Here is a 24,963-nt window from a genome sequence, read left to right on the forward strand (position 1 = left end):
AGGTCGGTCGTGGTCAATCGAGCCGACCACTCTTGACTGTTGAATCCGAGAAAACGCCCGGGGCGGGATTTGAACCCGCGTCACAACCGTGACAGGGTTGTATGATGGGCCACTACACCACCTGGGCTTGCTGCATTCATGCGTTTTTCGGCGAGACGTTTAAACCTTATTAGTCGACCCGACGGCGATCGTCGACCAGTGAACAACATATATGCTTGCCACCATTATAGTTAGTTAACAATGGGGAAGGGATAAATAGATCATGACGAATATTCAGTCACCCATACTCCGGGTTATTACTATGTCAAAAGATAAGAAAATTACGCGGCGAACGGTCATACAGACGGCTGGTGTCGCAACGGCTGTCGGACTAGCGGGCTGTGCTGGCGGCTCGGATGAATCCGACGGTGGGAGTGGCGAATCAGAAGTCGAAGTAGTCCACTGGTGGACCGCAGGCGGCGAACGCGACGCGATCGAAGCGCTAATCGAGGGCTTCGAAGCAGAACACTCGGATTTCAGTGTCAACAACAGCGAGGCGCCCGGCGGGGCAGGCTCGGCACTGAGCACCGAGATTCAAGACCGCGTGCTCAACGAGAACGCACCGAGTACGTTCCAGATCTGGCCCGGCGGGTCGCTTGAAACGTACACCGAATCGGACGTACTGGCCGACATTAGCGACAGCGTGTGGACCGACGAGATGGAAGACGCCTACAAAGAGGGCGTTCGTGATCTTTCACGAGATGGTGACGGCAACTACGTCGCTGTGCCACTGAATATCCATCGGCTCAACAACCTCTTTTATAATACCGAAGTCCTCGACGAAGCGGGCGTCGACCCCTCCACGCTCGACTCGCCGACGGCGCTGCTCGATGCGATGGAGACCATCGACGCTGAGACCGACGCTGCGCCGATGGCCCAGTCGACTGCGGAACCGTGGACGACTCTCCAACTCTGGGAAGACATTCTCATTGGCGAGGCGGGCGTCGACACCTACGAGGCCGTTCTCGAAAACGGCGTCGAGGAGAACGAAGAGGCCGTCCGCAGTGCACTCGAGACGGTCGTCGACTACGAGGCGTACTTCAACGACGACGCTGGCTCGGTCGCCTGGGACGAGGCGAACAACGACGTCATCAGCGGCGACGCGGCGTTCATGCATCAGGGCGACTGGGCGGCCGGACAGTACGAATCCAGCGAGGACTTCGAGTTCGAAGATCAGTGGGATCACGTCCCGTTCCCGGGCACCGAAGGCGTCTACCACATCGTTACTGACTCGTTCGTCAAACCCGAACCAAACCCCTCCTCGGAGGCGACTGACGCGTGGCTGAGCTACGTCGGCTCGGTCGACGGCCAAGAGCGATTCAACCCGATCAAGGGCTCGATTCCAGCCCGAACGGACGTCTCGATGGACGAGTTCGGGGCGTTCCTCACCCGCCAGAGCGAGGACTTCAGCGCCTCCGACTCCCAGCCAGCGACGATCGCCCACGGCACGGGCGTGAGTCCGCAAGTCAAAAGTGACGTTGAGGAAGCGTTCTCATCGTTCACTGGCAACTGGGACGTAGATGGAGTGTACGAGGATCTGACAGACGCCATCTGAGCGAAGTAGTTGACGTATTACATCTCAATGGACTCTCAGCACGCTCCGAACTCCGAGACGTCGACCGACGCTGTCAGCACTGACGGCGGCGTAGTAGCCGACGCCACGAAATCACCTGAGACAGCCGAGTCGACCATCCAACGATGGAAGAAAAGCGAGTTCGTCAAATCACTCCCGTTTTGGCTTCCAGCGACGCTGCTCGTGGGACTGTTCGTCTACGGAGCCATCGGCTGGAATTTCATCATCTCGCTAACCGACTGGCAGGGGTTGCGACCGGTCACCTACGATCCCTCGACATTTAATCTGGATCAGTACGTCGAGTTTTTCACCAAAGTCGCTGCAGGCGGGCTGTTCGACGGCCCACAGGAGTACTGGGCACTGCGGAACACGTTCGTGCTCTTGATTCTCTTTACGGTCGTCGCGTTGATCGTCGGTCTCGTACTTGCACTGCTTGTCGACCAGAAAATCCGCTTCGAGAACTCCTTTCGGACGATCTTCCTGTTGCCGATGAGTCTCTCGTTCGTCGTCACGGCAGTGTTCTGGGCGTGGATGTACAACCCGTCGTCCGGCATGATCAACGAGGGCCTCCGGCTCATCGGGTTAGGCGCGCTCACCCAAAACTGGATCAGTGATCCCCAGTTCAAGTTGTTCGCGGTGATCTTTGCGCTGATCTGGCAGTTCAGCGGCTACTGTATGGTCGTCTATCTGGCCGGACTGCGTGCGATCCCGACCGACCAGTACGAGGCGGCCAAAGTCGACGGCGCGAATATCTTCAAAATGTACTGGCGCGTGATTATCCCACAGCTTCGGGCGTCGACGACCAGTGCGGCAGTGGTGCTGATGGTGTTCGCACTGAAGGCGTTCGACTTCCTCTTTGTCATGTTCGGCACCCAGCCCGGCGAGTCAGCCGACATCCTCGCACTGATGATGTACCGCGAGGCGTTCGACGGGACGGCCAACTGGGCGTACGCCTCGGCGATCGCGACGATCCTGTTCGTGTTGGCGCTCGGAATCATCTCACCGTATCTCTACCGGCAGTACAAACGAGGTGCACTCTAATGTCGACCCAGACAGGATTCGACTTCAACCGACCCGACTGGAGCCGTGTTGCACTGTATGCCACGCTGGTGGCGATGATCGCGTTCTACCTCTCGCCGCTCGAAAGCGGCCTGATGACCGCGATCAAAACCCAGGGCGGCTTTCAGCAGACCTCACCGTTCCTGCCGCCGCTTGCAGACCAGTTCACGATCGACCCGTGGATCATGGCGTTCGGCGAACTCCAGTCAGGACTGGTCAACAGCGTCCTGTTCGCGATTCCGGCGACGATCCTTTCGGCGACGATCGGGAGCATCACCGCATACGGGCTGACAAACACGAACTGGCGGGGCCAAGCGCTGGTCCTGTTGGCCCTCATCGCGGGGATCTTCATCCCGTACCAGTCGGTGCTCGTCCCGCTATCACGCTTTTGGTCGATCGTCGACCTCGGCAGTCTGCTGGCAGCGGTGCCATTGCTAGCCGACCGGGCCGAACTCATCGCGCTGACGGTGACCCACACCGCCTACGGAATTCCGATCTGTACGCTGCTGTTTCGGGCTCACTACAAATCGATCGACAGTTCGATGATCGAGGCCGCGCGGCTCGATGGGGCGACCATCGCGACGATCTACTACCGGATCATCCTCCCGCTGTCGATCCCGATGTTCGCGGTCGCACTCATCTACCAGTTCACGAATATCTGGAACGACCTGCTGTTCGCGATCGTGTTGATCAGTGACAACAGCAACGACGTGGTGACGATGTCGCTGCAGAAGCTGACCGGCTCGATGGTATCGGAGTACAACATCCAAATGGCAGGAGCGTTCATTACGGCCCTGCCGACGCTGCTGGTGTACATTGTCTTCGGCGAGCAGTTCGCCGAAGGTGTCGCTGGCGGAGGAACCTAACAATGGCTGAACTTCAACTCGAACACATCACCAAAACGTTTCAGGACGACGAAGGCGAGATTGTCGCCGTCGACGACGTGAGTATCGACATCGCCGACGGCGAGTTTCTGATCCTCGTCGGACCGTCGGGCTGTGGCAAGTCGACCACGCTCAGAATGGTTGCCGGACTCGAATCGATCACCGAGGGAACGATCCGCCTCGGCGAGACGGTCATCAACGACAAACGACCACAGGAACGCAACACTGCGATGGTGTTCCAGAGCTACGCGCTGTATCCGCATATGACGGTGAGAGAAAACATGTCGTTCGGTCTCGAAGAGTCGACCGACCTCTCCGACGAGGAGATCAACAAACGGGTCACCGAGTCGACGCGGATGATGGGGATCGAGGACCTGCTCGATCGTAAACCCGGTGAGCTTTCGGGCGGCCAACAACAGCGTGTCGCGCTCGGTCGGGCAATCGTCCGCGAACCCGAGGCCTTTCTGATGGACGAGCCGCTGGCGAACCTCGATGCCAAACTCAAATCCCAGATGCGGACCGAACTCCAGCGGCTCCAAGATGACCTCGGCGTGACGACGATCTACGTCACTCACGATCAAACCGAGGCGATGACGATGGGCGACCGGATTGCCATCCTCGACGACGGGCGGCTCCAGCAGGTCGGCACGCCGCTCGAGTGTTATCACGAGCCCGAAAACCTGTTCGTCGCGGGCTTTATCGGCGAGCCTTCGATGAACTTCTTCGAGATGCACAGTGAGGGAGACCGACTCGTCGGCGACCACTTCGAGTACGAACTCGGCGAGACCCACCGTGAGGCAATCGGCGGTGTCGACCGGGTCATCTTGGGGATTCGACCCGAGGACATCGAGGTCGGCGTCGACGGCACGCAGCCGCACCACTACGAGGTCGAAATCGACGTGATCGAGCCACGCGGCGACGAGAACAACGTCCACGTCATGTTCGATCCACAGGCTGACACGGAGGGGTTCGTTGCGACGATCGGCGGGATGCGCCGGGCGACAGCCGGCGAAACGGTCACTGTGGGCTTTCCGCCCGAAGCGATCCACCTGTTTGATGCCGAGACCGAGCAGACGATTCATACCCGCTCGCTCGAAACAATCGAAGACGTCGAGATTGCACCCTCATCGTGAGTCGGCGGCAGCGGAATCCACAACAGCCTTGACTCGTCGCTGACTGTACAGCGTACTGATGATCCCGGCCCCGTTTCGGTTTCCGTTTCGAAGCGACCGCGGCGTCGACACGCTTCTTATTGGGGGTGGGCTCCACCTCGCAGCCGTCTACATTCCGATAGCGCCGCTGATCGTCGTCGCTGGCTACCTGTTGACGGTGCTGGCTGAAACCGCCGATCGGGACCGACTCACGCGCTTCGAGACGCTTCCGCCGTTCGAGGACGTGCTGGCGATGACCAAGCGCGGACTGGGGGCCAGTGCACTCGTCGCCGCCTATCTCCTCCCTGCAAGCGGGATGCTCCTCATTACCGTGTTCGGACTGACGAACCGCGCTGCGCCACCAACGTCCGTCGACTTCGGCACATCGCTCGGCTTCGTCGCTGGCTCAACGGCCTCACTACTGCTGGCACTCTCCGTACTCTATTTGCTTCCCGCGGCGCTCGTCAACTATGTGCGACGGGGTCGACTCCGTGCCGGGTTCGACTCACGCGTGCTGGTGAGCGCTGCCGCCGACGGCACGTATTTTTATAATGTCACTGTCGGGCTCGTCGTGGGCTCGCTGCTGCTTACGCTCGCTGGCGGGTTGGTCGACGTCGTTGTCGGCTTCTTTCTGGCCTTCTATGCCGAACTCGTCGTGATCGGCTACTGGGGCCGCGCAGCGAGCCAGGCCGTGCCGAACAAGCCTGATACTGCTTAGTCGTCGAACGAGCGAAGCCCCTCGAAACAGGCTCCGATCGGGTGGTAGCCGGGTTCGACTTCGGGGCCTGGTCCGGTTTCGGCTGGCTTGCCGTCGACGAGTTTCTCGTACCAGTTGCCGCCGGGGGCGGTCAGCGTGGTTTCGGCATACTCCCAGAGTCTGTCGTACCACGTCCGGTACTGATCGTTTCCAGTTCGCTCGGCCAGCACGGCGGCCGCACCGATCCCTTCGGCGACCGGCCAGCCGTAGAGATCTTGGACGAGTGGCTCGCCCTCGCGGTCGAAGCTATAATAAAAGCCGCCGTCGACGTCGTCCCAGCCGTACTCGATCGCGGCGTCGAACAGCGCTTCGGCCCGGTCGAGCGCCCAGTCGGTGTCGGCGTAGCGGTCGAGAACCGCCAGCAGTTTGGCCCACTCGATATGGTGACCTGGCTGGTAGCCCCACGGTCGGAACTGGTGACGCGGTTCGTCGCGGTTGTAGGCGAAGTCCTGGTCCCACTCAGTGGTGTAATGTTCCCACAGCAGGCCGTCGGTCTCGCTGGCGAGTTCGACCGTCAACGCGTAGGCAAGCTCGCGGGCGCGATCAAGATACCGCTCGTCACCGGTGGCCTCGAAGGCTGCCAGCATCGCCTCGCAGGTATGCATGTTGGCGTTTTGGCCGCGGTAGGCCTCGCTCTCGGCGAAGTCGGCCGAAAACTCGCTTTTGCAGAGATTGTATTCCGGTTCCCAGAAGTGGTCGACGAGTAGATCGTAGGTCGATTCGAGTGCTTCCTTTGCACCGTCGACGCCCGCTTCGTGCGCGCGAGCGTATGCGAGCAAAACGAACGCATGACCGTAGCAAACGCGACGGTCGTCGACGGTCTCGATCCCGTTGAGCAGCCAGTCGTAGCCACCGGAGTCGGGGTCGCGGTGGTGGTCACGGAGAAAGTCGACGCCGCGTTCGGCCATCGGTAGCGCCCACTGGGGGCCACCCTCACGGGCGGCCAGCGAGAAGTTGACCACAAAGCGGCTGGTCGCGACGAGGTGTTTCGATTCTCGGTCGTAGATCTCGCCCGTCTCGGCGTCGAGTTGGGCGATGTAGCCGCCGTGTTCGTCGTCGACACAGTCGGGGTAATAGAACGAGAGGATCTCCTGAATGCGCTCGCGGAGCCAGTCGCTTTGTTCATATTGAGAGACCATGTCCGAGGCGTTTGTCGGCCACTGTCCTGTAGGTTTCCCCGGAGTATTCGGCTTATGAATAACTGACACGAAGCCGCTCAGTTGACCACTCGGAGCCTACCGTCGAGGTCGGTCGTGGTCAATCGAGCCGACCACTCTTGACTGTTGAATCCGAGAAAACGCCCGGGGCGGGATTTGAACCCGCGTCACAACCGTGACAGGGTTGTATGATGGGCCACTACACCACCTGGGCGCACCGTACCACCAACTCACCGCGAGACACAGATAAGGCTTGCTTTTTGTGCAGACTGTGGTACCTGGTAGCGAACTCCCCCAAAAGCATATAGTAGTCGACACCCTGGTATCTACTATCACGCCCGCAGGGAGTCGCCGAGCCGCTGGTGTCAGCCGAAGTTGGCAACTGTTAAATGGCTCGGATTACTAACCCGCTGTAGTATCTCGTGATAGTAGCTTCTTCCCACCGACAGATAACTCACCCATGGTAGATGTCAGCCAACACGAACTCGTCCCGGATCATATCGTCATCGAGGACCCCGAAATCGATTCGGTGCTCGAAGAGTATGGTCTCAGTCGTACCGACCTGCCGAAGATCAAACGGAACGATCCCGCACTCCCCGACGACGCCGCGCCGGGCGACGTGCTCAAGATCGTCCGTGATTCTCGAACCGCAGAAACATCGATATCGTACCGACTGGTGATCGAATGAACCGACAAGACCGACGCACGATCTCCAAAAAGTACTTTTCGGACGAACGGCTCGCCGAACACCACTTCCGGTCGTTCAACGCGTTTCTCGAACGCGGTATGCAACAGGTCGTCGACGAAAAGGAGACGATCGACACCGACATCGGCGACAAGGAGGGCCAAGAGCCCGTCTACGTCGAACTCGGAGACATTCGAATTCTCACACCGCGCGTGCGCGAGGCCGACGGCTCCGAAGAGCTTCTCTACCCACAGGAAGCTCGACTCCGAAACATCACCTACGCCGCACCGGTGTTCATGGAGATGTCGATCATCCGCGGCGGCGAAGACGAACCCGAACAGGTCGTCGACTCCACCGAGACGAAAGTCGGCCGAATGCCGATCATGGTCGGCTCGCAGAACTGCAACATCACTGGCTTTTCGAACCAAGAGCTGATCGAGATCGGCGAAGACCCCGTCGACCCCGGTGGCTACTTCATCGTGAATGGTTCCGAGCGAGTGCTAATGACCAGCGAGGACCTCGCACCGAACAAGATTCTGGCCGAACACGACACCAAGTACGGCGACGACATTCAGGTCGCCAAAACGTTCAGCCAGCGGCGCGGCTACCGCGCGCTTGTACTCTGCGAGCGAAACCGCGAAGGCCTTCTGGAAGTCAGCTTCCCATCCGTTTCAGGCAGCGTCGACTTCGTCACACTCGTCCGGGCGCTCGGGCTCGAATCCGACCAGGAGATCGTTCATCGGGTCTCCGAAGATCCCGAGATCGTCAAGTTCATGCTCGAAAACCTCGAGGAAGCCGAGGTCCAGACGACCGAGGGCGCGATCGAAACGCTGGGCAAACGTGTCGCCAGTGGTCAGGGCAAGAACTACCAGCTCAAACGGGCCAACTACGTGATCGACCGCTACCTGCTTCCGCACCTTCACGAGGAGGGCGTCGAAGACGAGGAAGTCCGAATCAACAAGGCCTACTACCTGTGCCGAATGGCCGAGGCGTGTTTCGAACTGGCACTCGACCGGCGTGAGGCGGACGACAAGGACCACTACGCGAACAAGCGCCTGAAGGTCTCGGGCGACCTGATGACCGATCTGTTCCGCACAGCGCTCAACAAGCTCTCGCGGGACGTTAAATATCAGCTCGAACGCGCCAACATGCGGAACCGAAACCTCTCGGTCAGCACCGTGGTTCGGTCCGACGTGCTCACCGAGCGGCTCGAACATCCGATTGCGACGGGCAACTGGGTCGGTGGCCGCTCCGGTGTGAGCCAGTTGGTCGACCGAACCGACTACATGGGCGTTCTCTCCCATCTGCGTCGGCTTCGCTCGCCGTTGTCGCGCTCGCAGCCCCACTTCGAGGCACGGGACCTGCACGCGACCCAGTGGGGTCGCATCTGTCCGTCTGAGACGCCCGAGGGACCGAACTGTGGACTGGTGAAGAACTTCGCGCAGGCGATGGAGCTGAGCCAGGATATCGAGGACGAACAGGGACTGAAACGAGAGCTATCGTCGATGGGTGTCGAGGGGATTCCCAGCATCGATGGCGTCGAACGAACCACTCCGGCGGACGACTAACAATGGCTCAAGCACGAGAAGCGAAAGTATACGTCAACGGTAGTCTGGTGGGCACCCATCCGGACCCAGAACAGCTAGCAGAACAGATCCGCGAAGCCCGTCGACGCGGTGACGTCTCGGATATGGTCAACGTCTCGGTTCGTGGCCGGACCCAAGAGGTCATCATCAACGCCGACGCGGGCCGCGCACGACGCCCGCTGATCGTCGTCGAAAACGGCGAACCGCTACTCGGCGACGAGGAAATCGCGGCCGTCGACGACGGCGAACTCGAATTCGAGGATCTGGTCGACCGTGGCTACGTCGAGTTCATCGACGCCGAAGAAGAAGAGGACGTCCTGATCGGTGTCGACGAAGACGACCTCACCGAGAAACACACACATCTCGAAATCGATCCCTCACTCATCTTCGGAATCGGTGCAGGGATGATTCCGTACCCCGAACACAACGCCAGTCCGCGGATTACGATGGGCGCGGGGATGATGAAACAGTCGCTCGGGCTGCCGTCGGCCAACTACCGAATTCGGCCCGACACTCGCCAACACCTGCTGCACTACCCGCAACTGGCGATGGTCAAAACCCAGACGACAGAACAGATCAACTTCGACGAGCGACCGGCCGCCCAGAACTTCGTCGTCGCCGTGATGAGCTACGAGGGGTTCAACATCGAGGACGCGCTGGTGATGAACAAGGGATCGGTCGAGCGTGCACTGATGCGTTCGCACTTCTTCCGCACGTACGAGGGCGAAGAACGACGCTATCCAGGTGGCCAAGAAGATCGATTCGAGATTCCGAGCCAGGACGTTCGTGGCGCACGCGGCGAGGACGCCTACACCCATCTCGATGACGACGGCCTCGTTAATCCAGAAACGGTCGTCGACGAGAACTCCGTGCTCTTGGGCAAGACCAGTCCACCACGGTTCCTCGAAGAACCCGACGACATGGGCGGGCTGTCGCCCCAGAAACGCCGCGAAACCTCGGTGACGATGCGTTCAGGCGAGGACGGTGTTGTCGACACGGTCACGCTGATGGAGGGCGAGGACGGTTCAAAACTCTCGAAAGTCAAAGTTCGGGACGAACGGATTCCCGAACTCGGCGACAAGTTCGCCTCCCGACACGGTCAGAAAGGGGTTGTGGGCCACTTGGCACCACAGGAAGATATGCCGTTTACCGAGGAAGGACTCGTTCCCGACCTCGTGATCAACCCGCACGCGCTGCCCTCGCGGATGACTGTGGGCCACGTTCTCGAAATGCTCGGCGGCAAGGTCGGCGCGCTCGAAGGTCGACGCGTCGACGGGACGCCGTTTCAGGGCGAGAACGAAGAGGAGCTTCGTGGCGCGCTCGAAGACCACGGCTTCAACTCTTCGGGCAAAGAAGTCATGTACTCCGGTGTTACGGGTGAGAAGATCGACGCCCAGATTTTCGTGGGGATCATCTTCTACCACAAGCTGTACCACATGGTTTCGAACAAACTGCACGCCCGCTCGCGCGGGCCGGTGCAGGTGCTGACTCGCCAGCCGACCGAGGGGCGTGCCCGTGAGGGTGGCCTCCGGGTTGGTGAGATGGAACGCGATACGATCATCGGCCACGGTGCGGCAATGGTTCTGAACGAACGCCTGCTGGATTCGTCGGACAAAGAGACGGTCTACATCTCGGCGGATACCGGCATGATCGCGGTCCAGGACCGCGAACAGCGCCGTGTCTACGATCCTGCAACCGGCAGCGAGGACAACATCCACGAAATGGAGATCAGTTACGCGTTCAAACTCCTGTTGGACGAGATGATGGCGCTCGGCATCCGACCAACGCTCGAACTCGAGGACGCAGTTTAACACCCCTATGTCAATGCAAACACCAAAACAGCTCGGTGGGATCCGGTTCGGACTCATGGATCCCGAGACGTACCGCGACCTGTCGGCGACGAAAGTGATCACCGCCGACACCTACGACGACGACGGCTACCCAATCGACATGGGACTGATGGATCCACGCCTCGGCGTGATCGATCCCGGTCTCGAATGTCGAACCTGTGGCCAACACTCCGGGTCGTGTCCGGGGCACTTCGGCCACATCGAACTCGCCGCACCGGTTATCCACGTCGGCTTTACGACGCTAATGCGCCGGCTCCTGCGGGCGACCTGCCGGAACTGCGGTCGACTCACGCTCGAAGAGGACGTCGACGGCCAAAAGGATATGCAGTTCTTCCGCGACCAGCTCGTCACGGCCAAAGAGTTGGGCAAAGACCCCGACACCGTGCTCAAATCGGCCGTCAGAGAGGCGCGAAAAGCGAACGCATGTCCACACTGTGGCGAGCCACAGGCCGACATCAAACACGAGAAACCGACGACCTACTACGAGGTCGAAAACGTTCTCGCATCCGAGTACTCAGAGGTCATCGCCTCGGCGATGCAACCCGATCCCGACGACGAGGACGACGAAGGGATGAGTCCACAGGCGCTGGCCGACCAGACCGGCATCGCACTCGAACGAATCAACCAGATTCTCGGCGGCGAGTTCCGGCCGCTCGACGAGGACCGCCGGGCGCTCGAAAAGGCGCTCGACGTCGACCTCACCGAAGAGGACATGAACAAGCTGATGCCGTCGGACATTCGCGACTGGTTCGAGGACATTCCAGACGGGGACATCGAGGTGCTGGGAATCGACTCGGCGCACTCGCGGCCCGAGTGGATGATCATGACCGTGCTTCCGGTGCCGCCGGTGACCGCCCGGCCGTCGATCACGCTCGACAACGGCCAGCGCTCTGAGGACGACCTCACCCACAAGCTGGTCGACATCATCCGGATCAACCAGCGGTTTATGGAGAACCGTGAGGCCGGTGCCCCCCAACTGATTATCGAGGACCTCTGGGAGCTGCTGCAGTACCACGTCACCACGTTCGTCGACAACGAAATTTCGGGAACGCCACCGGCCCGCCACCGTTCGGGTCGGCCGCTCAAAACCCTCAGCCAGCGCCTGAAAGGCAAAGAGGGGCGGTTCCGTGGGTCGCTGTCGGGCAAGCGTGTCAACTTCTCGGCCCGGACGGTCATTTCGCCCGATCCGACGCTCTCACTCAATGAGGTCGGAATTCCGGATCGGGTTGCCAGCGAGATGACGATCACGATAAACGTCACCGAGCGTAACACCGACGAAGCACGCCAGTACGTCGCCAACGGCCCTGAGGTTCACCCCGGGGCCAACTACGTCAAACGGCCCGATGGCCGACGGCTCAAGGTCACGACGAAGAACTGCGAAGAACTGTCGACCAAAATCGAGGCGGGCTGGGAGGTCAACCGCCACCTCGTCGACGGTGACATCGTGATCTTCAACCGTCAGCCGTCGCTGCACCGCATGTCGATTATGGCCCACGAAGTCGTCGTGATGCCGTACAAGACATTCCGGCTCAACACAGTTGTCTGTCCGCCGTACAACGCCGACTTCGACGGCGACGAGATGAACCTCCACGCGCTGCAGACCGAGGAATCACGGGCCGAAGCCCGCGTCCTCATGCGCGTCCAAGAGCAGATTCTCTCGCCGCGGTTCGGCGAAAACATCATCGGGGCGATTCAGGACCACATCTCGGGAACCTACCTGCTCACCCACGACAACCCGCAGTTCACCGAGACGCAGGCGCTCGACCTGCTCCGTGCGACGCGAGTCGACGAGTTGCCCGAGGCCGATGGCGAAGACGAGATGGGCCCGTACTGGACCGGCCGGACGGTCTTTTCGCTGTTGTTGCCCGACGACCTGAACCTCGAGTTCAGTTCCTCGACAGGCGAGGACGTGATTATCGAGAACGGCACGCTGATTCAGGGAACGATCGACGAGGACGCCGTCGGCGCGTTCGGTGGCGAGATCGTCGACACGCTGGTCAAACAGTACTCCGAGACGCGATCGCGCGTGTTCATCAACGAGATCGCTTCGCTGGCGATGCGGGCGATCATGCACTTCGGCTTCTCGATCGGGATCGACGACGAGTCGATTCCACCGGTCGCCGAACAGCAGGTCGACGAGGCGATCGCCAACGCCTACGACCGCATCGAAGAGCTGATCGAGACCTACGAGAACGGCGATCTCGAATCGCTGCCCGGTCGGACGGTCGACGAGACGCTCGAAATGAAGATCATGCAGACGCTCGGCAAGGCCCGGGACTCCGCAGGTGAGATTGCCGACGATCACTTCCGTGACGACAACCCGGCGGTCGTCATGGCACGCTCTGGTGCGCGTGGTTCGATGCTCAACCTCACGCAAATGGCCGGCTGTGTCGGCCAGCAAGCGGTCAGAGGCGAGCGCATCAACCGGGGGTACGAGGACCGAACCCTCGCGCACTACGAGGCGGACGACCTCTCGGCCGAAGCCCACGGCTTCGTCGAGAACTCGTATCGCAGCGGCCTCACGCCACGGGAGTTCTTCTTCCACGCGATGGGTGGCCGCGAAGGGCTAGTCGACACAGCAGTCCGGACCTCGAAATCCGGCTATCTCCAGCGTCGACTCATCAACGCCCTGTCAGAACTCGAAGCCCAGTACGACGGGACGGTTCGCGACACTTCGGGGACGGTCATCCAGTTCGAGTTCGGCGAGGACGGAACCTCGCCGGTTCGTGTGTCCTCCCAAGAGGATTTCGACATCGACGTCGAGGGAATCACCGACCGCGTGCTCGAAGCGGAGTTCGAAGACGAAGCCGAAAAAGAGGCCTTCCTGAGTCGCCGCGAGCCGCCGACCAACCTCTCGGAGCATACCGAGCCGCGGTTCGAGGGGGTGGAGTCCGATGACTGAGGCTGCCTACGACCCGCTGGCTGACTACAGCCACATCACAGACGACATAGAGGCAATCGTCGAAGACACCGATCTGCCGCGTCGACTGAAAGACCGTGTCTACGATACGATCGAATCCCACGAGGGCGTGACGACCGAGCAGGCCGCAGAGATCGCTCGCGGCGTCGAATCGAAGTATCTCGATACGCGCGTCGACCCGCTCGAACCCGTCGGGACGGTTTCGGCCCAATCGATCGGCGAGCCCGGAACGCAGATGACGATGAACACGTTCCACTACGCAGGAGTCGCCGAGATCGACGTGACCCAGGGGCTGCCCCGGCTCATTGAGCTGGTCGACGCGCGTAAAACGCCGGATACGCCGATGATGACCGTGTATCTCGAAGACGAGTACGCCGAAAACCGAGAGAAAGCCCACGAGGTCGTCTGGGCGCTCGAAGCCACCAAGATCCTCGCGCTCGGTGACGTCTCGACCAACGTTGCCGACATGATCGTGCGGATCGATCTCAACGAGGAGACGCTTGACGAACGCTGGCCGACGGTCGACGACCCACACGTGGTCGCCAGTGAGATCGCCGAAACCATCGAGGACAAACTCGGTGTAACCACCCGACACCAGGGAATGGCGATCGAGTTCGGCCCCAACGAGCCGAGCTACCGCGAGCTGCTCCAGCTTGTCGAACAGCTACGCGATATCGTCTTCAAAGGTATCGAAGACATCAGCCGCGTCGTCATCCGAAAAGAACAGCTCGACGATGACAACGAAGAGTTCGTCCTCTACACCGAGGGCTCTGCGTTCGGCGACGTGCTCTCGATCGAAGGCGTCGACGCCAGTCGGTCGACGTGTAACAACATCCACGAGATCCGCTCGGAACTCGGCATCGAGGCCGCCCGCGAGGCGATCATCAACGAGACGATCGACACGCTCCGCGAGCAGGGGCTCGACGACGTGAACATCCGACACCTGATGTTGGTCGCCGACATCATGACCAACGAAGGAACGATCGAGTCGATCGGTCGACACGGTATCTCGGGCTCGAAGGATTCAGTGCTCGCACGCGCCGCGTTCGAGGTGACGGTCAACCACCTGCTTGACGCCGCCATCCACGGCGAGAGCGACGATCTCAACGGCATCATTGAGAACGTGATCGTCGGCAAGCCGATCTCGCTCGGAACCGGCGATGTCAAACTCCGGATGGGTTCGATCGACGCGAACCCGGCCGACGACTGAGACTGAAACCCATGAAAGTCACGCTCTCCGACGAGGCGATGGGATACATCGGGCTGTTCGACGAGGAGACCAGTGTCAGCCCAAACGACTGTCTCGTCGAGAGTGATCGGATCGTTTTTCTGATTCCTGCCGGAGAGATGGCCGACGCCATCGGCCCCAACGGTCGGACTGTCAAACGCGTCGAACGAACGGTCGGTCGATCGATCGAGCTCGTCGAGGACGCTGAGACGCCAGCCGCGTTCGTTGAGAACGCGCTGGCCCCCGCGGTTGTCCGCGGCGTGACGATCTCCGAACAGGGCGATCGAATCGCCTACGTCGAAGTCGACGAGGCCGATCGTGGCGTTGCTATCGGGACAAACGGTCAGCATATCGAGACCGCTCGTAGGCTGGCACGCCGCCAGCACGACATCGACGACATCCAGTTGACCTGACGTGGAGATCCGCTCTCAGTCGATTTCCGCGTCCGTCGTCGACCCTAAGGCGATCTCCGTGCGTTGTGTAGAGTCCAAAACAGTCTCAGATTCGATTAGCGACCCCTAAGAAGCGATCTCCGGGAGTTTCGTCGGGTCCAAAGAGGGATGTTTAAGTAGCCCCATCGAAAAGAAGGTTCCACATGGCCAACGGCAAATACGCCGCCCGGAAGCTCAACAAGGACCGGCAGAAACGACGCTGGTCCGACTCCGAGTACGCTCGACGAGAGCGCGGGCTCAAAAAGAAGTCCGACCCGCTCGAAGGCGCGCCGCAGGGACGCGGCATCGTTCTCGAAAAGGTCGGCATCGAAGCAAAGCAGCCGAACTCCGCGATCCGAAAATGTGTTCGGGTCCAGCTCATCAAGAACGGCAAGCAGGTCACCGCCTTCTGTCCCGGCGATGGCGCAATTTCGTTCATCGACGAGCACGACGAGGTCACGATTGCAGGAATCGGTGGCGCGAAGGGTCGCGCAATGGGCGACCTTTCGGGTGTCAACTACAAGGTCGAGAAGGTCAACGGCGTCTCGATGATCGAACTCGTCCGCGGAAATGCCGAAAAACCGGTGCGATAATGTCCGAGAGCGAAGCTCCCGAGGAAGAAGACGTGGAGGCCGAAGAGGTCGACACCGAAGCTGAGGAAGCCGAAGAATCCGAGGCCGAAGAGTCGGCCGTCGAAGGAGCCCTTCTGTTCGGTGTCTGGGACGTCTCGGAGATCGAGTACGCCGATCCGAGCACCCAGCGCTACCTCAACGTGACGCCGATCGCCCACACGATGGGTCGACACGCGTCGAAACAGTTCGAGAAAAGCGAGATCTCGGTCGTCGAGCGGCTCATCAATCGCTTGATGCAGACCGAAGAGAACACCGGCAAGAAACAGCGCGCGACCAAAATCGTCCGCGAAGCCTTTGAGTTGGTCCACGACCGGACCGACGAGAACCCGGTACAGGTGCTCGTCACCGCCGTCGAGAACGCCGCCCCACGTGAGGAGACCGTTCGCCTCAAGTACGGTGGTATCTCGGTGCCCAAGGCCGTCGACGTTGCACCCCAGCGTCGTGTCGACGAGGCGCTGAAGTTCATTGCCCAGGGAACGAAAAACGCGAGCTACAAGTCGAAGACGACCGCCGCCGAGGCGCTCGCCAAACAGCTCACCGGTGCGGCCGACTACGACGTCGGAGCGTACGCAATCAACCAGAAAGAAGAGCGCGAACGCGTCGCGGCTGCAGCCCGTTAATCCGGGAGCAGATTTTCGTTTATTTGTGACTGAGCAACAGCTACGTTTCAGAGTGGGTTCTGGTCGATAGTTCAGTAGTGAGCTAAAAAATGTCGACGCGGGAGGTAACCCTCAATCAGACGACGAGGTAGGCTTCGAGGTGCTCGCGGTCCTCGACCGCCTCCTCGCCGATCTCGTCGACCATCCGGCCGTGATCCATCGCATAGCAGCGGTCGGCGAGTCCCTGAATGACCGAGAGGTTCTGTTCGACAAAGAGGATCGTCGTTCCCAGCTCCTCGTTGATCCGCCGGAGGTCCTCGGTGATCGATTGGACGATCGATGGCTGGACCCCCTCTGAGGGTTCGTCGACGAGCAAGAGATCCGGATCGCCGACGAGTGCGCGGCCGATCGCCAGCATTTGCTGTTGGCCGCCGCTTAATGTCCCGGCATCCTGGTTGGCACGCTCTTCGAGAATAGGGAAGTACTCGTAAACGCGGTCGTACAGCGTCTCGTCGTCGCCACCGATCGACTCGCCGACCAACAGGTTCTGCTTGACGGTCAGGCCAGGAAACACGTCACGGCCCTGTGGGACGTAGCCTATTCCCGCCCGGGCGTGGACATCGGCTGGTTCGGCGGTCACGTCCTCGCCGTCGAAGTGGACGCTCCCTGCCGATGGTTCGAGCAGCCCCATAATCGCCTTGAGCATCGTCGTCTTGCCGACACCGTTGCGGCCGACGACGCCGACGATCTCGCCGTCGACGACGTGGCAGTCGACTTCGCGGAGGATCGACGTACCGTCGTAGCCCGCGGTGAGCCCCGAAACGTCGAGACTCATTCGGTATCACCCAGGTAGATCCGCCGAACGGCCTCGTCGGTTTCGATCTCCTCGATCGGGGCCTGTCGGAACACCGCCCCCTGATCGAGCACGGTGATCTGCTCGGAGATCTCACGGACGAACTCCATATCATGTTCGACGACCAGAAACGCCATTCCGTCGTCGTGGAGCGAACGGATCAACGCGGCGATGTCGGCGGTTTCTTGAACTGACATCCCCGCGACCGGCTCGTCCAACAACATGAGCTTCGGGTCAAGCGTAATCGCCATTCCGATCTCCAGGCGCTGTTGTTGGCCGTGCGAGAGGTCTCCGGCCCGCGTGTCGGCCTGCTCGACGAGGTCGATCCGTTCGAGGGTCTCTTCGAGAACCGCCTCCATGTCGCGGTCGGTCCGCTGGAGCGGGATCTGTAAGTTCTGGACGACAGTGAGACTCTCGTAGACGTGTGGCGACTGGAACTTGACGCTGATTCCGGCGTCGATCCGCTCGTGTGGGTCGAGGCCCGTCAGATCCTGGCCGTCGAAGTAGATGTCGCCCTCGGTGGGCGACAGCTGGCCGATGATCAGCTTCAACAGCGTCGACTTGCCAGCGCCGTTCGGACCGATCAGACACCGGAGTTCGCCGTCGTCGACGCTGAAGTCGACGCTGTCGACGGCGGTGAGACCGCCGAACTTCTTGGTGAGGTTCTTCGTGGCCAAAATGGCATCGCGGCCGCTGCCGGTCGCAGCAACCGCCGGTTGCTGTCTGACGTTGATGTCTTCGGGTGTACTCATTCGATCGCCTCCTCGGTGGCCGTGGACTGTGATCTGTTCGCGCGTTGGTTCCTGAACTTCTCGATGGCGCTGTTCAGCGTGGGCGCGACGCCAGCGGGCATGAAGAGAATCACGCCGAGCAGCAGGCCGCCGACGATGACGAGTGCCCACTCGGAATCGATCGGACCGATCCCGCTAGAGAGGCCGGTCTGCATACGCTCGATGGCGAGCGTCGCGGCGATCGGGCCGATCAACGACTCGCGGCCGCCGACGCTGACCCAGACCACCGGCAGGGCGGCGAAGGCGATGTCGAACACCCCCGGGTCGACGTAGTTGCCCCACGTGACCCAGAAGACGCCGCCCAGAGCGGCCAATCCGCCGCCGATCGTGAACACGACCAGTTTGACGAACGGGACGTTGTAGCCGAACGTCGCGGTCCGTTCTTCGTCCTCGCGGACGGCAACCATCGTCATGCCGAAGCCGCTATTGAGCAGGACCCGGAGACCGAGGTAGGTGGCGACGAGCGCGGCCAACACGAGGTAGTAGAAGTTCACCTGCGTGAACTCGATGCCGAGGGTGAAGTTCGGGATGCTCGTCATCCCGTTGAACCCACCGAGTTGGGCCGCGCCAACGGCCCACTCGCTGCCCGCGGTCTGTGCCATGAACGTGTTCAACACCAGCGCGACCACCAGCGTGAGGATCGTCACGTAGGTGTCACGGACGCCGCCGTAGAACATGAAGTAGCCCAGGATCGCCGCGAACAGCGTGCCGACGGCGATCGCGCCGAAGGCCGCGGCGGTCGCGCCGACCGCCGACGAGAAGTTGATCCCGATGATGCCGAAGGTGTAGGCCGCGACACCGAAAAACGCGACCTGACCGAAGCTCAGCACCCCGGCGTAGCCCCAGACGAAACAGAGGCTCAACGCGAGGAACGTGAACGTCAGGTAGCGGGTGCTCTGGAGGACGGTGTAGGGATCGGTCGTCAGCGGATAGGCCGCCAGCGCAGCGACCGCAACGACGAAGCCGATCCAAAACGGCGTCGACTCCCCGAACGTGTTGGGGCCTTCGAGACGCCCGCGGACGCCTGTGAGCAGGTTCATTCCTCGGTCCTCCGGCGTGCTTTCCACGATTTTACGTAGCCTGTAATCCCGTCGGGCAGCAGCCGCAGGGCGACGATCGCGACCAGCAACATCAGCATCTGGCCGAAGAACGTGTCGACGAAGAAGCTCCCCGTCGCATTGAACAGGCTGAGGACACCGGAGGCCGATAGCGTGCCGACGATGACCGACGGCCCACCGACGACGACCGCAATAAATGCCTCAATGAGGAACGTCGAACCGCGGTTCGGGGTGATCGAGCCGAGGGCGGGCGCGTACAGCGCGCCGGTCAGCCCCGCGAGCGCCGAGCCGATGGCGAACGTCGAGACGTACATCCGATCGGTGTCGACGCCCATCGCGCGGGCGGTCTCGGGGTCCTTGATCGTCGCCCGCGCCTTGACGCCGAACTCGGTGCGCGTGAACAGCGCGTAGAGCCCGGCGAGGACGGCAATTGCGAGGATTGGCAACAAGACGCTGCGGTAGATCGACGAGGAAAACGGGCCGTAGCTCACGTTGCCCAGCGGCGTCGAGATGCTGTCGAGGCTCGATCCGAAGACAATCAACAGCAGTTGGGAGATGATCAGCGCCAGCCCCCACGTCGCCACCATCGAGTCCAGCAGCCGGTCGTAGAGGTGCCGGACGATCGTCCGCTCGACGATCACGCCGAACACCGTCGTCACGAGCACGCCGCCGACCATCGCCAGCGGCAGCGGAACGCCAGCGTGGTACGGAAGCGCGGTTCCGTAGACGCCAATCAGAATGAACTCGCCGTGGGCGAGGTTGATGACGCCCATCATCCCGAAGATGATCGCCAGTCCCACCGTCGCCAACACGATTAAGCCAAAGCTGTTGAGGAACTGGAACAACAGCGCGAGCATGTCGTTGGTCGACAGCTGAAGCGCAATCGGACTGGCTGTCACTGTCCACACCTCGCGGGCTGTCGGGGGTGGTCGTTTGTGTGGGAGAGTGTGTGCTCAGATGTCATAGACATCGCCGGGTTCGTACTGGGTGGTTTTGTCTTCCTCACGCAGGTCGCAGCCCTCGCCGTCTTCGACCTCTTCGCGCAGGAAGCTCGGCCCGATCACTTCCTCGTCGCTGAACGAGATCTCGTGGTCCTCGTCGGCGCGAGCGACCCGCATCACGTGCTCCATGTGGTGGGTCGCGCCATCGAGAACGAGATCGCCTGACGGGGCGCTGATCTCGACGCCCTCTTCGAGCACTTCGATCACTTCCTGCTGGTCGAACGTTCCGGCCTCTTCGACTGCATCGCGCCAGAGGTACACCGAGAAGTAGTTGTTCTGGGCTTCCTGGTTGATGTACTCGGCATCCTCGAACTCCTCGTAGAAGTCGCCGACGAAGTCCTCGCCTTCGCGCTCGTCGCCGAGTTCTTCCATGTAGCTGACGCCGCAGTAGACGTTGGTCAGTGCGGGTGGATCGTACCGTTTGTGCTCGTATCCCTGGGCCAACGCGGTCGACGTCCCGATCGGGATGTCTTCCATGTCGTTGTTCGCCCGTTGGTCGAAGAAGTTCTCGTGGTTCGCGCCGACCAGCATTGACATGATGAAGTCGGGGTCTTCGTCTTGGATTCGGTTAATGACAGACGAGAAGTCTGTCTCGCCCAGTGGGATGTACTCCTCTTCGATGATGTTGTAACCATTCTCCTCGGCGAGTACGTTGACCCAGTCACCCGAAAGCTGGCCGAAGTTGTAGTCAGCCGCGATAATGTAGATGTCTTCGCCGAACTCGTCGGCCATGTACGGCGTAACTTTGCCCAATTGCTGACGGGCGGTCGCGCCGACTGGGAAGATCGTGTTGTCACAGACGCCGCCTTCGTACTGCGTAGTGTAGAAGTATAGCTGTTCGTTCTCGTTGATAATAGGGCGGATCGCCTCGCGGGTCGCACTGGAGTAACCCGCCCATAGCGCGTCGACCTCGTCCTGCAGGATGAGCTGTTCGGTGAGTTCCTGGTAGCGTTCGTTGTCCGACTGTGGGTCGGGGTCGACGATCTCGATCTCCTCGCCGAGAATGCCGCCGTCGGCGTTGATCTCCTCGATGGCGAGCCGCGTGGCCTGCCATTTCGAGGTGCCGTTGAGCTGGAACTCGCCGGAGCGATCCTCCAGAATACCGACGGTCGGCGCGTCGCTCCCGCCGCTTCCCCCACCGGAGCAGCCTGCCAGCGAGAGTCCGAGACCGGTTCCAGCCGCCGCCAGAACTGAACGACGAGAGACTCGATTATTCATTCCGAATCACCCACTTTTGTAGTAAAATTGTGTTCATATTTGACTTGGTCAGCTTTTTTTCTACCATTTGCCTACTCATATTCGACATTGGTTTCCACAAGAAGATACCAGATAAACTTTTCTAAATTAATAGATATACAATTATATGAAATCATATGAGCTAATTCAACCTTATATATTGGACATTTAGAATAAAAATGGCCGATTCAAATTAGTAAAATGAATAAGAAATCAGTATCAAGAACAATTACTTGTTGTTATATAACTTGGTCGAATTTTAAAACGACTGTTGACATTCATCTCGTGTGGTTGGTAATAAATAACAATAATTCAAGCGGTCCCAAGCAGTATCCCACGAGTCACCCAGCCCCCGGTAAATCACAACAGCAGTTTCAGAACCTATTCCCAGGAAATTCAAAAGAGTATGGCGTGGAAGTCGTACAGGTTGATCCTCGGAACACGTCCAAACAGTGTTCGACGTGTGGGTGTACCCACGGCGACAATCAGTCTTGTGAAGCGTTCTGTTGTCAGAAGTGAATTCATATCGACAAGAAACTTTGTCTCGCGAACCCCCTTAACTCCGAGTCAACTTACGAACGTACAGACCTTCAAACAGTGAACTGTCCATTCGGTTCCAACGAACTCAAGCAGAATCTGTTTTTATCATTACGCGCATGTCGGGCGAATTAATAGAATTAGGATCGTCTTCCCAACTCTTGTCTAACTTGTCAATCCTCTCCTTGTATGGCAATTTAGTAGTTGTTCTTAAAAATTATTTTAGAATGTAGATTAGACAAAACCTGGCTAAGATTTCTAATTTCTTATGTTCTTACTACGCTATTGGATACTATTTATTGCTATAAACACAATATTTATATAAAAACTAGATAATTGTAGTACGTAGTAAAATGAGACATGGAGACATCTCGTCGTCAAGTAGTAACGTTGGTGTTGCAGTCCACCAGACAGCTGCACCGAGTCCTAGTTCCAAAGAAGAGGTACTAGAACAGTGCGAAAATATTGCAAATAAAATTAAAGGCATCAAAGCTGGAGCGCCAGGTGTTGATCTCGTTATTTTCCCGGAGTACTCGACGCAAGGGATCACCTACGATGAAGATCTCATGATGGAGCTGTCGACTGAAGTTCCAGGTCCAGAAACAGAGATCTTTTCCCAGGCGTGTATTGAAAACGATGTCTGGGGTGTGTTTTCGATCACGGGTGAGAAACACGAAGATCACCCGAATCGGAATCCATACAACACTCTCATATTAATTGATAACGAGGGAGAAATCCGTCAGAAGTACCGGAAAATCATCCCGTGGTGCCCAATCGAAGGCTGGACTGCAGGGGATCAAACGTATGTCACAGACGGTCCGAAAGGGCTGAAAATCAGTCTTATTATCTGTGATGACGGAAACTATCCCGAGATATGGCGTGATTGTACATACAAGGGTGCAGAATTGATTATTCGCTGCCAAGGATATATGTACCCTGCTGCAGAACAACAGGAACTCGTCGCACGGCATGCAGCGTGGAGCAACAATTCCTACGTTGCAGTTGCAAATCTGTCGGGACAGGATGAAGTGTACTCATTCTTTGGAAAATCCAATATTGTCGGGTTCGATGGTCGTGTCCTTGGACAATGTGGTGGCGAAAAGAATGTTTGGCAGTACGCTGAACTCTCCGTCCCCGAAATTAGGGATGCACGGAAAAACTGGCAGAGCCAAAACCACATGTACAAACTCCTTCACCGGGGATACACCTCAACCGAGGACGCCGGGCTCGGAGATGGTGAAGCCAAAAACCCGTTCAGTTTCTATGAGGACTGGGTGACCAACACAGAAAAAGCCAAAAACAAGATCGAAGACCTCACGCGATCGACGACGGGAACTGCCTGTGCACCAATTGAGGGACTCACAATTCCTGAAGAGGAACAAGAAGAAAAAGAACCACAAAAGGAGGTGCTTGACGCCGACTAACTGAACGGCTCTGTTACTCGTCGACGATTATCATTTTAACCTGTTGGACGCCACCAAGAGCGCGGAGCCGATTCGACAACTCGATTATTCTATCCCTTGAACCGTTGACAACTAACGTTTCCATGCAGGAATCGTGTGAGAGATGAATATGTTGGACTGACGTGATGATCTCTGCCATCTCGTGTTGAATTGTCTGGAGGTCGTCTGCCAACCCATCGACATGGTGGTTGTGAACAATAACGATCGTTCCGTAGTGAACTGTCTCGCTATCGGCTTCCCACTCGTAGTTCACAAAGAAATCGCGCAGCGAGTCACGAATTGCCTCCGAGCGGCTGGCATACTCCCAATCGTTGACAATGCCATCGAGACGGCCGATCATCGTCGACGGTAGTGTAAGGCTGATCCGGCTGATTTCGTCAGTCATACGTCCACCTATCTTAGTGAGACGCTTATGAATGATTGTTTCGGAACGGTAATACTGCAGGATACCAAAGTATTATTTGAGAGAGCGGATATACGCCAGATATGCACATACCGGACGGATACCTCGACATATTAATTGCGGTGGTGTTTGGCGGACTCTCGATCGTGGTTTTGAGCTTTGCCGCTCGGCGCGTTGGGCGGACGGTACCCGAGAGTCGCGCGCCACTGTTGGGAGTTGTTGCGGCAGGAATCTTTGCTGCCCAGATGCTTGATTGGCCGATCCCTGGCGGAACGAGCGCCCATTTTGTCGGTGGCGCGTTCGCCGCTATCCTTTTAGGACCGCATCTCGGCTCGTTGTGTGTCGCAACGGTAGTGACGATTCAGGCACTGGTGTTCGGCGACGGCGGACTCGTCGTCCTGGGAGCAAACGTGTTCAATATGGCAATTGTCGAGGTGTACGTTGGCTATGGGGTCTACCGAGCCCTCGCACCTCACGGTGAATTCCGGGCCGCATTCGCTGCGGGGTGGCTGGGAATCACCGCAGGTGCACTCGTCGCCGGGTTACAGCTCGGACTCTCATCAGCCTTTGAGTATCAACTACTGACAACTCTCTCGATTATGGGCGTTGGCCACCTCGTTCTCGGGCTCGTTGAAGGCGGTATCACAGCGGTTGTCTACCGCTACCTCGCCCAAGCCCGGCCTGATCTTCGGCCGACTGTGGATTCAGAGGTGACTGTCTCATGAACAAGTGGTTTCCGCAGGCGGTGACTATACTAATCGTCTTGACGCTGCTCGCACCAGCCTTTGGGTGGGCGGCCGGAGCAGTCGGCTACGCTGAGCCTCTAGAGAATGCCGCTGAAAAAACCGGCGCGGTTGACCATGCGGAGGCCGTCGAGATCGCCCTCATTCCGGACTATAGCATCGTCGGACTGAGTGGCCCAGCGGGAACGTTCGTCGCCGCCGTCGTCGGAACAGCGCTCACGCTCGTCGTCGCCGGAGCGATTGGTCGACTCCTCGGAACTACGCCGGATGCGAAGTGACCTCCTTGACCGGACTGTTGTGGCGATTGCAACCCGTGCACAGTGGTTT

Annotated in this window: 23 protein-coding genes, 2 tRNA genes and 1 pseudogene; 17 read left to right on the top strand and 9 right to left on the bottom strand. The window is 59.2% G+C overall.

Features of this window, described 5'->3' with window-relative positions; translation table 11 throughout:
• Nucleotides 1-54 precede the first annotated feature (54 nt).
• Nucleotides 55-127: transfer RNA gene (locus O2S87_RS04750), tRNA-Asp, on the bottom strand.
• A 174-nt stretch (nucleotides 128-301) separates the two neighbouring features.
• Here O2S87_RS04750 and O2S87_RS04755 point away from each other — a divergent pair.
• The 5 genes from O2S87_RS04755 to O2S87_RS04775 are packed head-to-tail and all read left to right on the top strand — an operon-like array spanning nucleotide 302 to nucleotide 5,424.
• A complete protein-coding gene (locus tag O2S87_RS04755; protein ID WP_475407659.1) occupies nucleotides 302-1,594 on the top strand; it encodes an ABC transporter substrate-binding protein in 1,293 nt (430 codons plus the stop codon).
• Between the two features lie 27 nt (nucleotides 1,595-1,621).
• On the top strand, nucleotides 1,622-2,653 hold the full coding sequence (locus O2S87_RS04760) for a carbohydrate ABC transporter permease (RefSeq protein ID WP_475407660.1): 1,032 nt from the start codon (nucleotides 1,622-1,624) through the stop codon (nucleotides 2,651-2,653).
• Nucleotides 2,653-3,537, top strand: coding sequence for a carbohydrate ABC transporter permease (locus O2S87_RS04765; protein ID WP_475407661.1), 885 nt, complete (start codon nucleotides 2,653-2,655; stop codon nucleotides 3,535-3,537). The genes O2S87_RS04760 and O2S87_RS04765 overlap by 1 nt, the downstream gene beginning before the upstream one ends.
• A gap of 2 nt (nucleotides 3,538-3,539) precedes the next feature.
• Entirely contained in the window at nucleotides 3,540-4,688 is a 1,149-nt protein-coding gene (locus tag O2S87_RS04770; RefSeq protein ID WP_475407662.1) for an ABC transporter ATP-binding protein, read from the top strand.
• A gap of 58 nt (nucleotides 4,689-4,746) precedes the next feature.
• Nucleotides 4,747-5,424: a DUF4013 domain-containing protein gene (locus O2S87_RS04775; RefSeq protein ID WP_475407663.1), complete on the top strand. Its 678-nt coding sequence runs from the start codon at nucleotides 4,747-4,749 to the stop codon at nucleotides 5,422-5,424.
• Here the strand turns inward: O2S87_RS04775 and O2S87_RS04780 are convergent.
• Both O2S87_RS04780 and O2S87_RS04785 read right to left on the bottom strand, forming a co-directional pair.
• Nucleotides 5,421-6,602, bottom strand: coding sequence for an AGE family epimerase/isomerase (locus O2S87_RS04780; protein WP_475407664.1), 1,182 nt, complete (start codon nucleotides 6,600-6,602; stop codon nucleotides 5,421-5,423). The two genes, O2S87_RS04775 and O2S87_RS04780, sit on opposite strands and share 4 nt — an antisense overlap.
• Before the next feature lie 159 nt (nucleotides 6,603-6,761).
• Nucleotides 6,762-6,834: transfer RNA gene (locus O2S87_RS04785), tRNA-Asp, on the bottom strand.
• 246 nt (nucleotides 6,835-7,080) lie between these two features.
• Between O2S87_RS04785 and O2S87_RS04790 the strand changes: the two genes are divergently transcribed.
• The 8 genes from O2S87_RS04790 to O2S87_RS04825 all read left to right on the top strand — a co-directional run bounded on the left by O2S87_RS04790 (nucleotide 7,081) and on the right by O2S87_RS04825 (nucleotide 16,572).
• The gene (locus O2S87_RS04790) at nucleotides 7,081-7,308 is read left to right on the top strand and encodes a DNA-directed RNA polymerase subunit H (RefSeq protein WP_475407665.1); all 228 of its coding nucleotides are present in this window, start codon (nucleotides 7,081-7,083) and stop codon (nucleotides 7,306-7,308) included.
• Complete coding sequence (locus tag O2S87_RS04795; RefSeq protein ID WP_475407666.1) at nucleotides 7,305-8,873, top strand: DNA-directed RNA polymerase subunit B''; 1,569 nt, start codon at nucleotides 7,305-7,307, stop codon at nucleotides 8,871-8,873. Before O2S87_RS04790 ends, O2S87_RS04795 begins: the two co-directional genes overlap by 4 nt.
• 2 nt (nucleotides 8,874-8,875) lie before the next feature.
• Nucleotides 8,876-10,702 carry a DNA-directed RNA polymerase subunit B gene (gene rpoB / locus O2S87_RS04800; protein WP_475407667.1) on the top strand — a complete coding sequence of 609 codons (1,827 nt, stop codon included), beginning with the start codon at nucleotides 8,876-8,878 and terminating at the stop codon, nucleotides 10,700-10,702.
• 13 nt (nucleotides 10,703-10,715) lie between these two features.
• The gene (locus O2S87_RS04805; protein ID WP_475407727.1) at nucleotides 10,716-13,643 is read left to right on the top strand and encodes a DNA-directed RNA polymerase subunit A'; all 2,928 of its coding nucleotides are present in this window, start codon (nucleotides 10,716-10,718) and stop codon (nucleotides 13,641-13,643) included.
• Nucleotides 13,636-14,871 (top strand): DNA-directed RNA polymerase subunit A'', encoded by a 1,236-nt coding sequence (rpoA2, locus tag O2S87_RS04810; RefSeq protein ID WP_475407668.1) that lies wholly within the window; start codon nucleotides 13,636-13,638, stop codon nucleotides 14,869-14,871. Before O2S87_RS04805 ends, rpoA2 begins: the two co-directional genes overlap by 8 nt.
• An 11-nt stretch (nucleotides 14,872-14,882) precedes the next feature.
• Nucleotides 14,883-15,302, top strand: coding sequence for a NusA-like transcription termination signal-binding factor (locus tag O2S87_RS04815; RefSeq protein ID WP_475407669.1), 420 nt, complete (start codon nucleotides 14,883-14,885; stop codon nucleotides 15,300-15,302).
• A 182-nt stretch (nucleotides 15,303-15,484) separates the two neighbouring features.
• Entirely contained in the window at nucleotides 15,485-15,913 is a 429-nt protein-coding gene (locus O2S87_RS04820; RefSeq protein ID WP_253736348.1) for a 30S ribosomal protein S12, read from the top strand.
• Nucleotides 15,913-16,572, top strand: a complete 660-nt coding sequence (locus O2S87_RS04825) for a 30S ribosomal protein S7 (RefSeq protein ID WP_475407670.1) — start codon at nucleotides 15,913-15,915, stop codon at nucleotides 16,570-16,572. Before O2S87_RS04820 ends, O2S87_RS04825 begins: the two co-directional genes overlap by 1 nt.
• 115 nt (nucleotides 16,573-16,687) lie before the next feature.
• On the opposite strand, the gene O2S87_RS04830 is transcribed toward O2S87_RS04825, so the two are convergent.
• From O2S87_RS04830 to O2S87_RS04850, 5 genes are all read right to left on the bottom strand, one after another.
• Entirely contained in the window at nucleotides 16,688-17,386 is a 699-nt protein-coding gene (locus O2S87_RS04830; protein WP_475407671.1) for an ABC transporter ATP-binding protein, read from the bottom strand.
• A complete protein-coding gene (locus O2S87_RS04835) occupies nucleotides 17,383-18,156 on the bottom strand; it encodes an ABC transporter ATP-binding protein (protein WP_475407672.1) in 774 nt (257 codons plus the stop codon). The genes O2S87_RS04830 and O2S87_RS04835 overlap by 4 nt, the downstream gene beginning before the upstream one ends.
• Nucleotides 18,153-19,235: an ABC transporter permease subunit gene (locus O2S87_RS04840; protein WP_475407673.1), complete on the bottom strand. Its 1,083-nt coding sequence runs from the start codon at nucleotides 19,233-19,235 to the stop codon at nucleotides 18,153-18,155. Before O2S87_RS04840 ends, O2S87_RS04835 begins: the two co-directional genes overlap by 4 nt.
• Nucleotides 19,232-20,110: an urea ABC transporter, permease protein UrtB gene (gene urtB, locus O2S87_RS04845; protein ID WP_475407728.1), complete on the bottom strand. Its 879-nt coding sequence runs from the start codon at nucleotides 20,108-20,110 to the stop codon at nucleotides 19,232-19,234. Before urtB ends, O2S87_RS04840 begins: the two co-directional genes overlap by 4 nt.
• A 96-nt stretch (nucleotides 20,111-20,206) precedes the next feature.
• Nucleotides 20,207-21,472 carry an urea ABC transporter substrate-binding protein gene (locus O2S87_RS04850; RefSeq protein WP_475407674.1) on the bottom strand — a complete coding sequence of 422 codons (1,266 nt, stop codon included), beginning with the start codon at nucleotides 21,470-21,472 and terminating at the stop codon, nucleotides 20,207-20,209.
• 219 nt (nucleotides 21,473-21,691) lie between these two features.
• On the opposite strand from O2S87_RS04850, the pseudogene O2S87_RS04855 reads away from it, so the two are divergent.
• Nucleotides 21,692-22,006: pseudogene (locus O2S87_RS04855) on the top strand (zinc ribbon domain-containing protein); the annotation flags it as partial.
• A 374-nt stretch (nucleotides 22,007-22,380) separates the two neighbouring features.
• The gene (locus tag O2S87_RS04860) at nucleotides 22,381-23,451 is read left to right on the top strand and encodes an aliphatic amidase (protein ID WP_475407675.1); all 1,071 of its coding nucleotides are present in this window, start codon (nucleotides 22,381-22,383) and stop codon (nucleotides 23,449-23,451) included.
• Nucleotides 23,452-23,464: 13 nt separating this feature from the next.
• Here the strand turns inward: O2S87_RS04860 and nikR are convergent, their stop codons facing one another.
• Nucleotides 23,465-23,875, bottom strand: a complete 411-nt coding sequence (nikR, locus tag O2S87_RS04865) for a nickel-responsive transcriptional regulator NikR (RefSeq protein ID WP_475407676.1) — start codon at nucleotides 23,873-23,875, stop codon at nucleotides 23,465-23,467.
• A gap of 101 nt (nucleotides 23,876-23,976) precedes the next feature.
• Here nikR and O2S87_RS04870 point away from each other — a divergent pair, with 101 nt between their 5' ends.
• Together O2S87_RS04870 and O2S87_RS04875 are read left to right on the top strand one after the other, a co-directional pair.
• Nucleotides 23,977-24,618: an energy-coupling factor ABC transporter permease gene (locus O2S87_RS04870; protein ID WP_475407677.1), complete on the top strand. Its 642-nt coding sequence runs from the start codon at nucleotides 23,977-23,979 to the stop codon at nucleotides 24,616-24,618.
• Nucleotides 24,615-24,914: a PDGLE domain-containing protein gene (locus O2S87_RS04875; RefSeq protein ID WP_475407678.1), complete on the top strand. Its 300-nt coding sequence runs from the start codon at nucleotides 24,615-24,617 to the stop codon at nucleotides 24,912-24,914. Before O2S87_RS04870 ends, O2S87_RS04875 begins: the two co-directional genes overlap by 4 nt.
• Nucleotides 24,915-24,963 lie beyond the last annotated feature (49 nt).

This window comes from Halohasta sp. A2 (genome assembly GCF_056175805.1).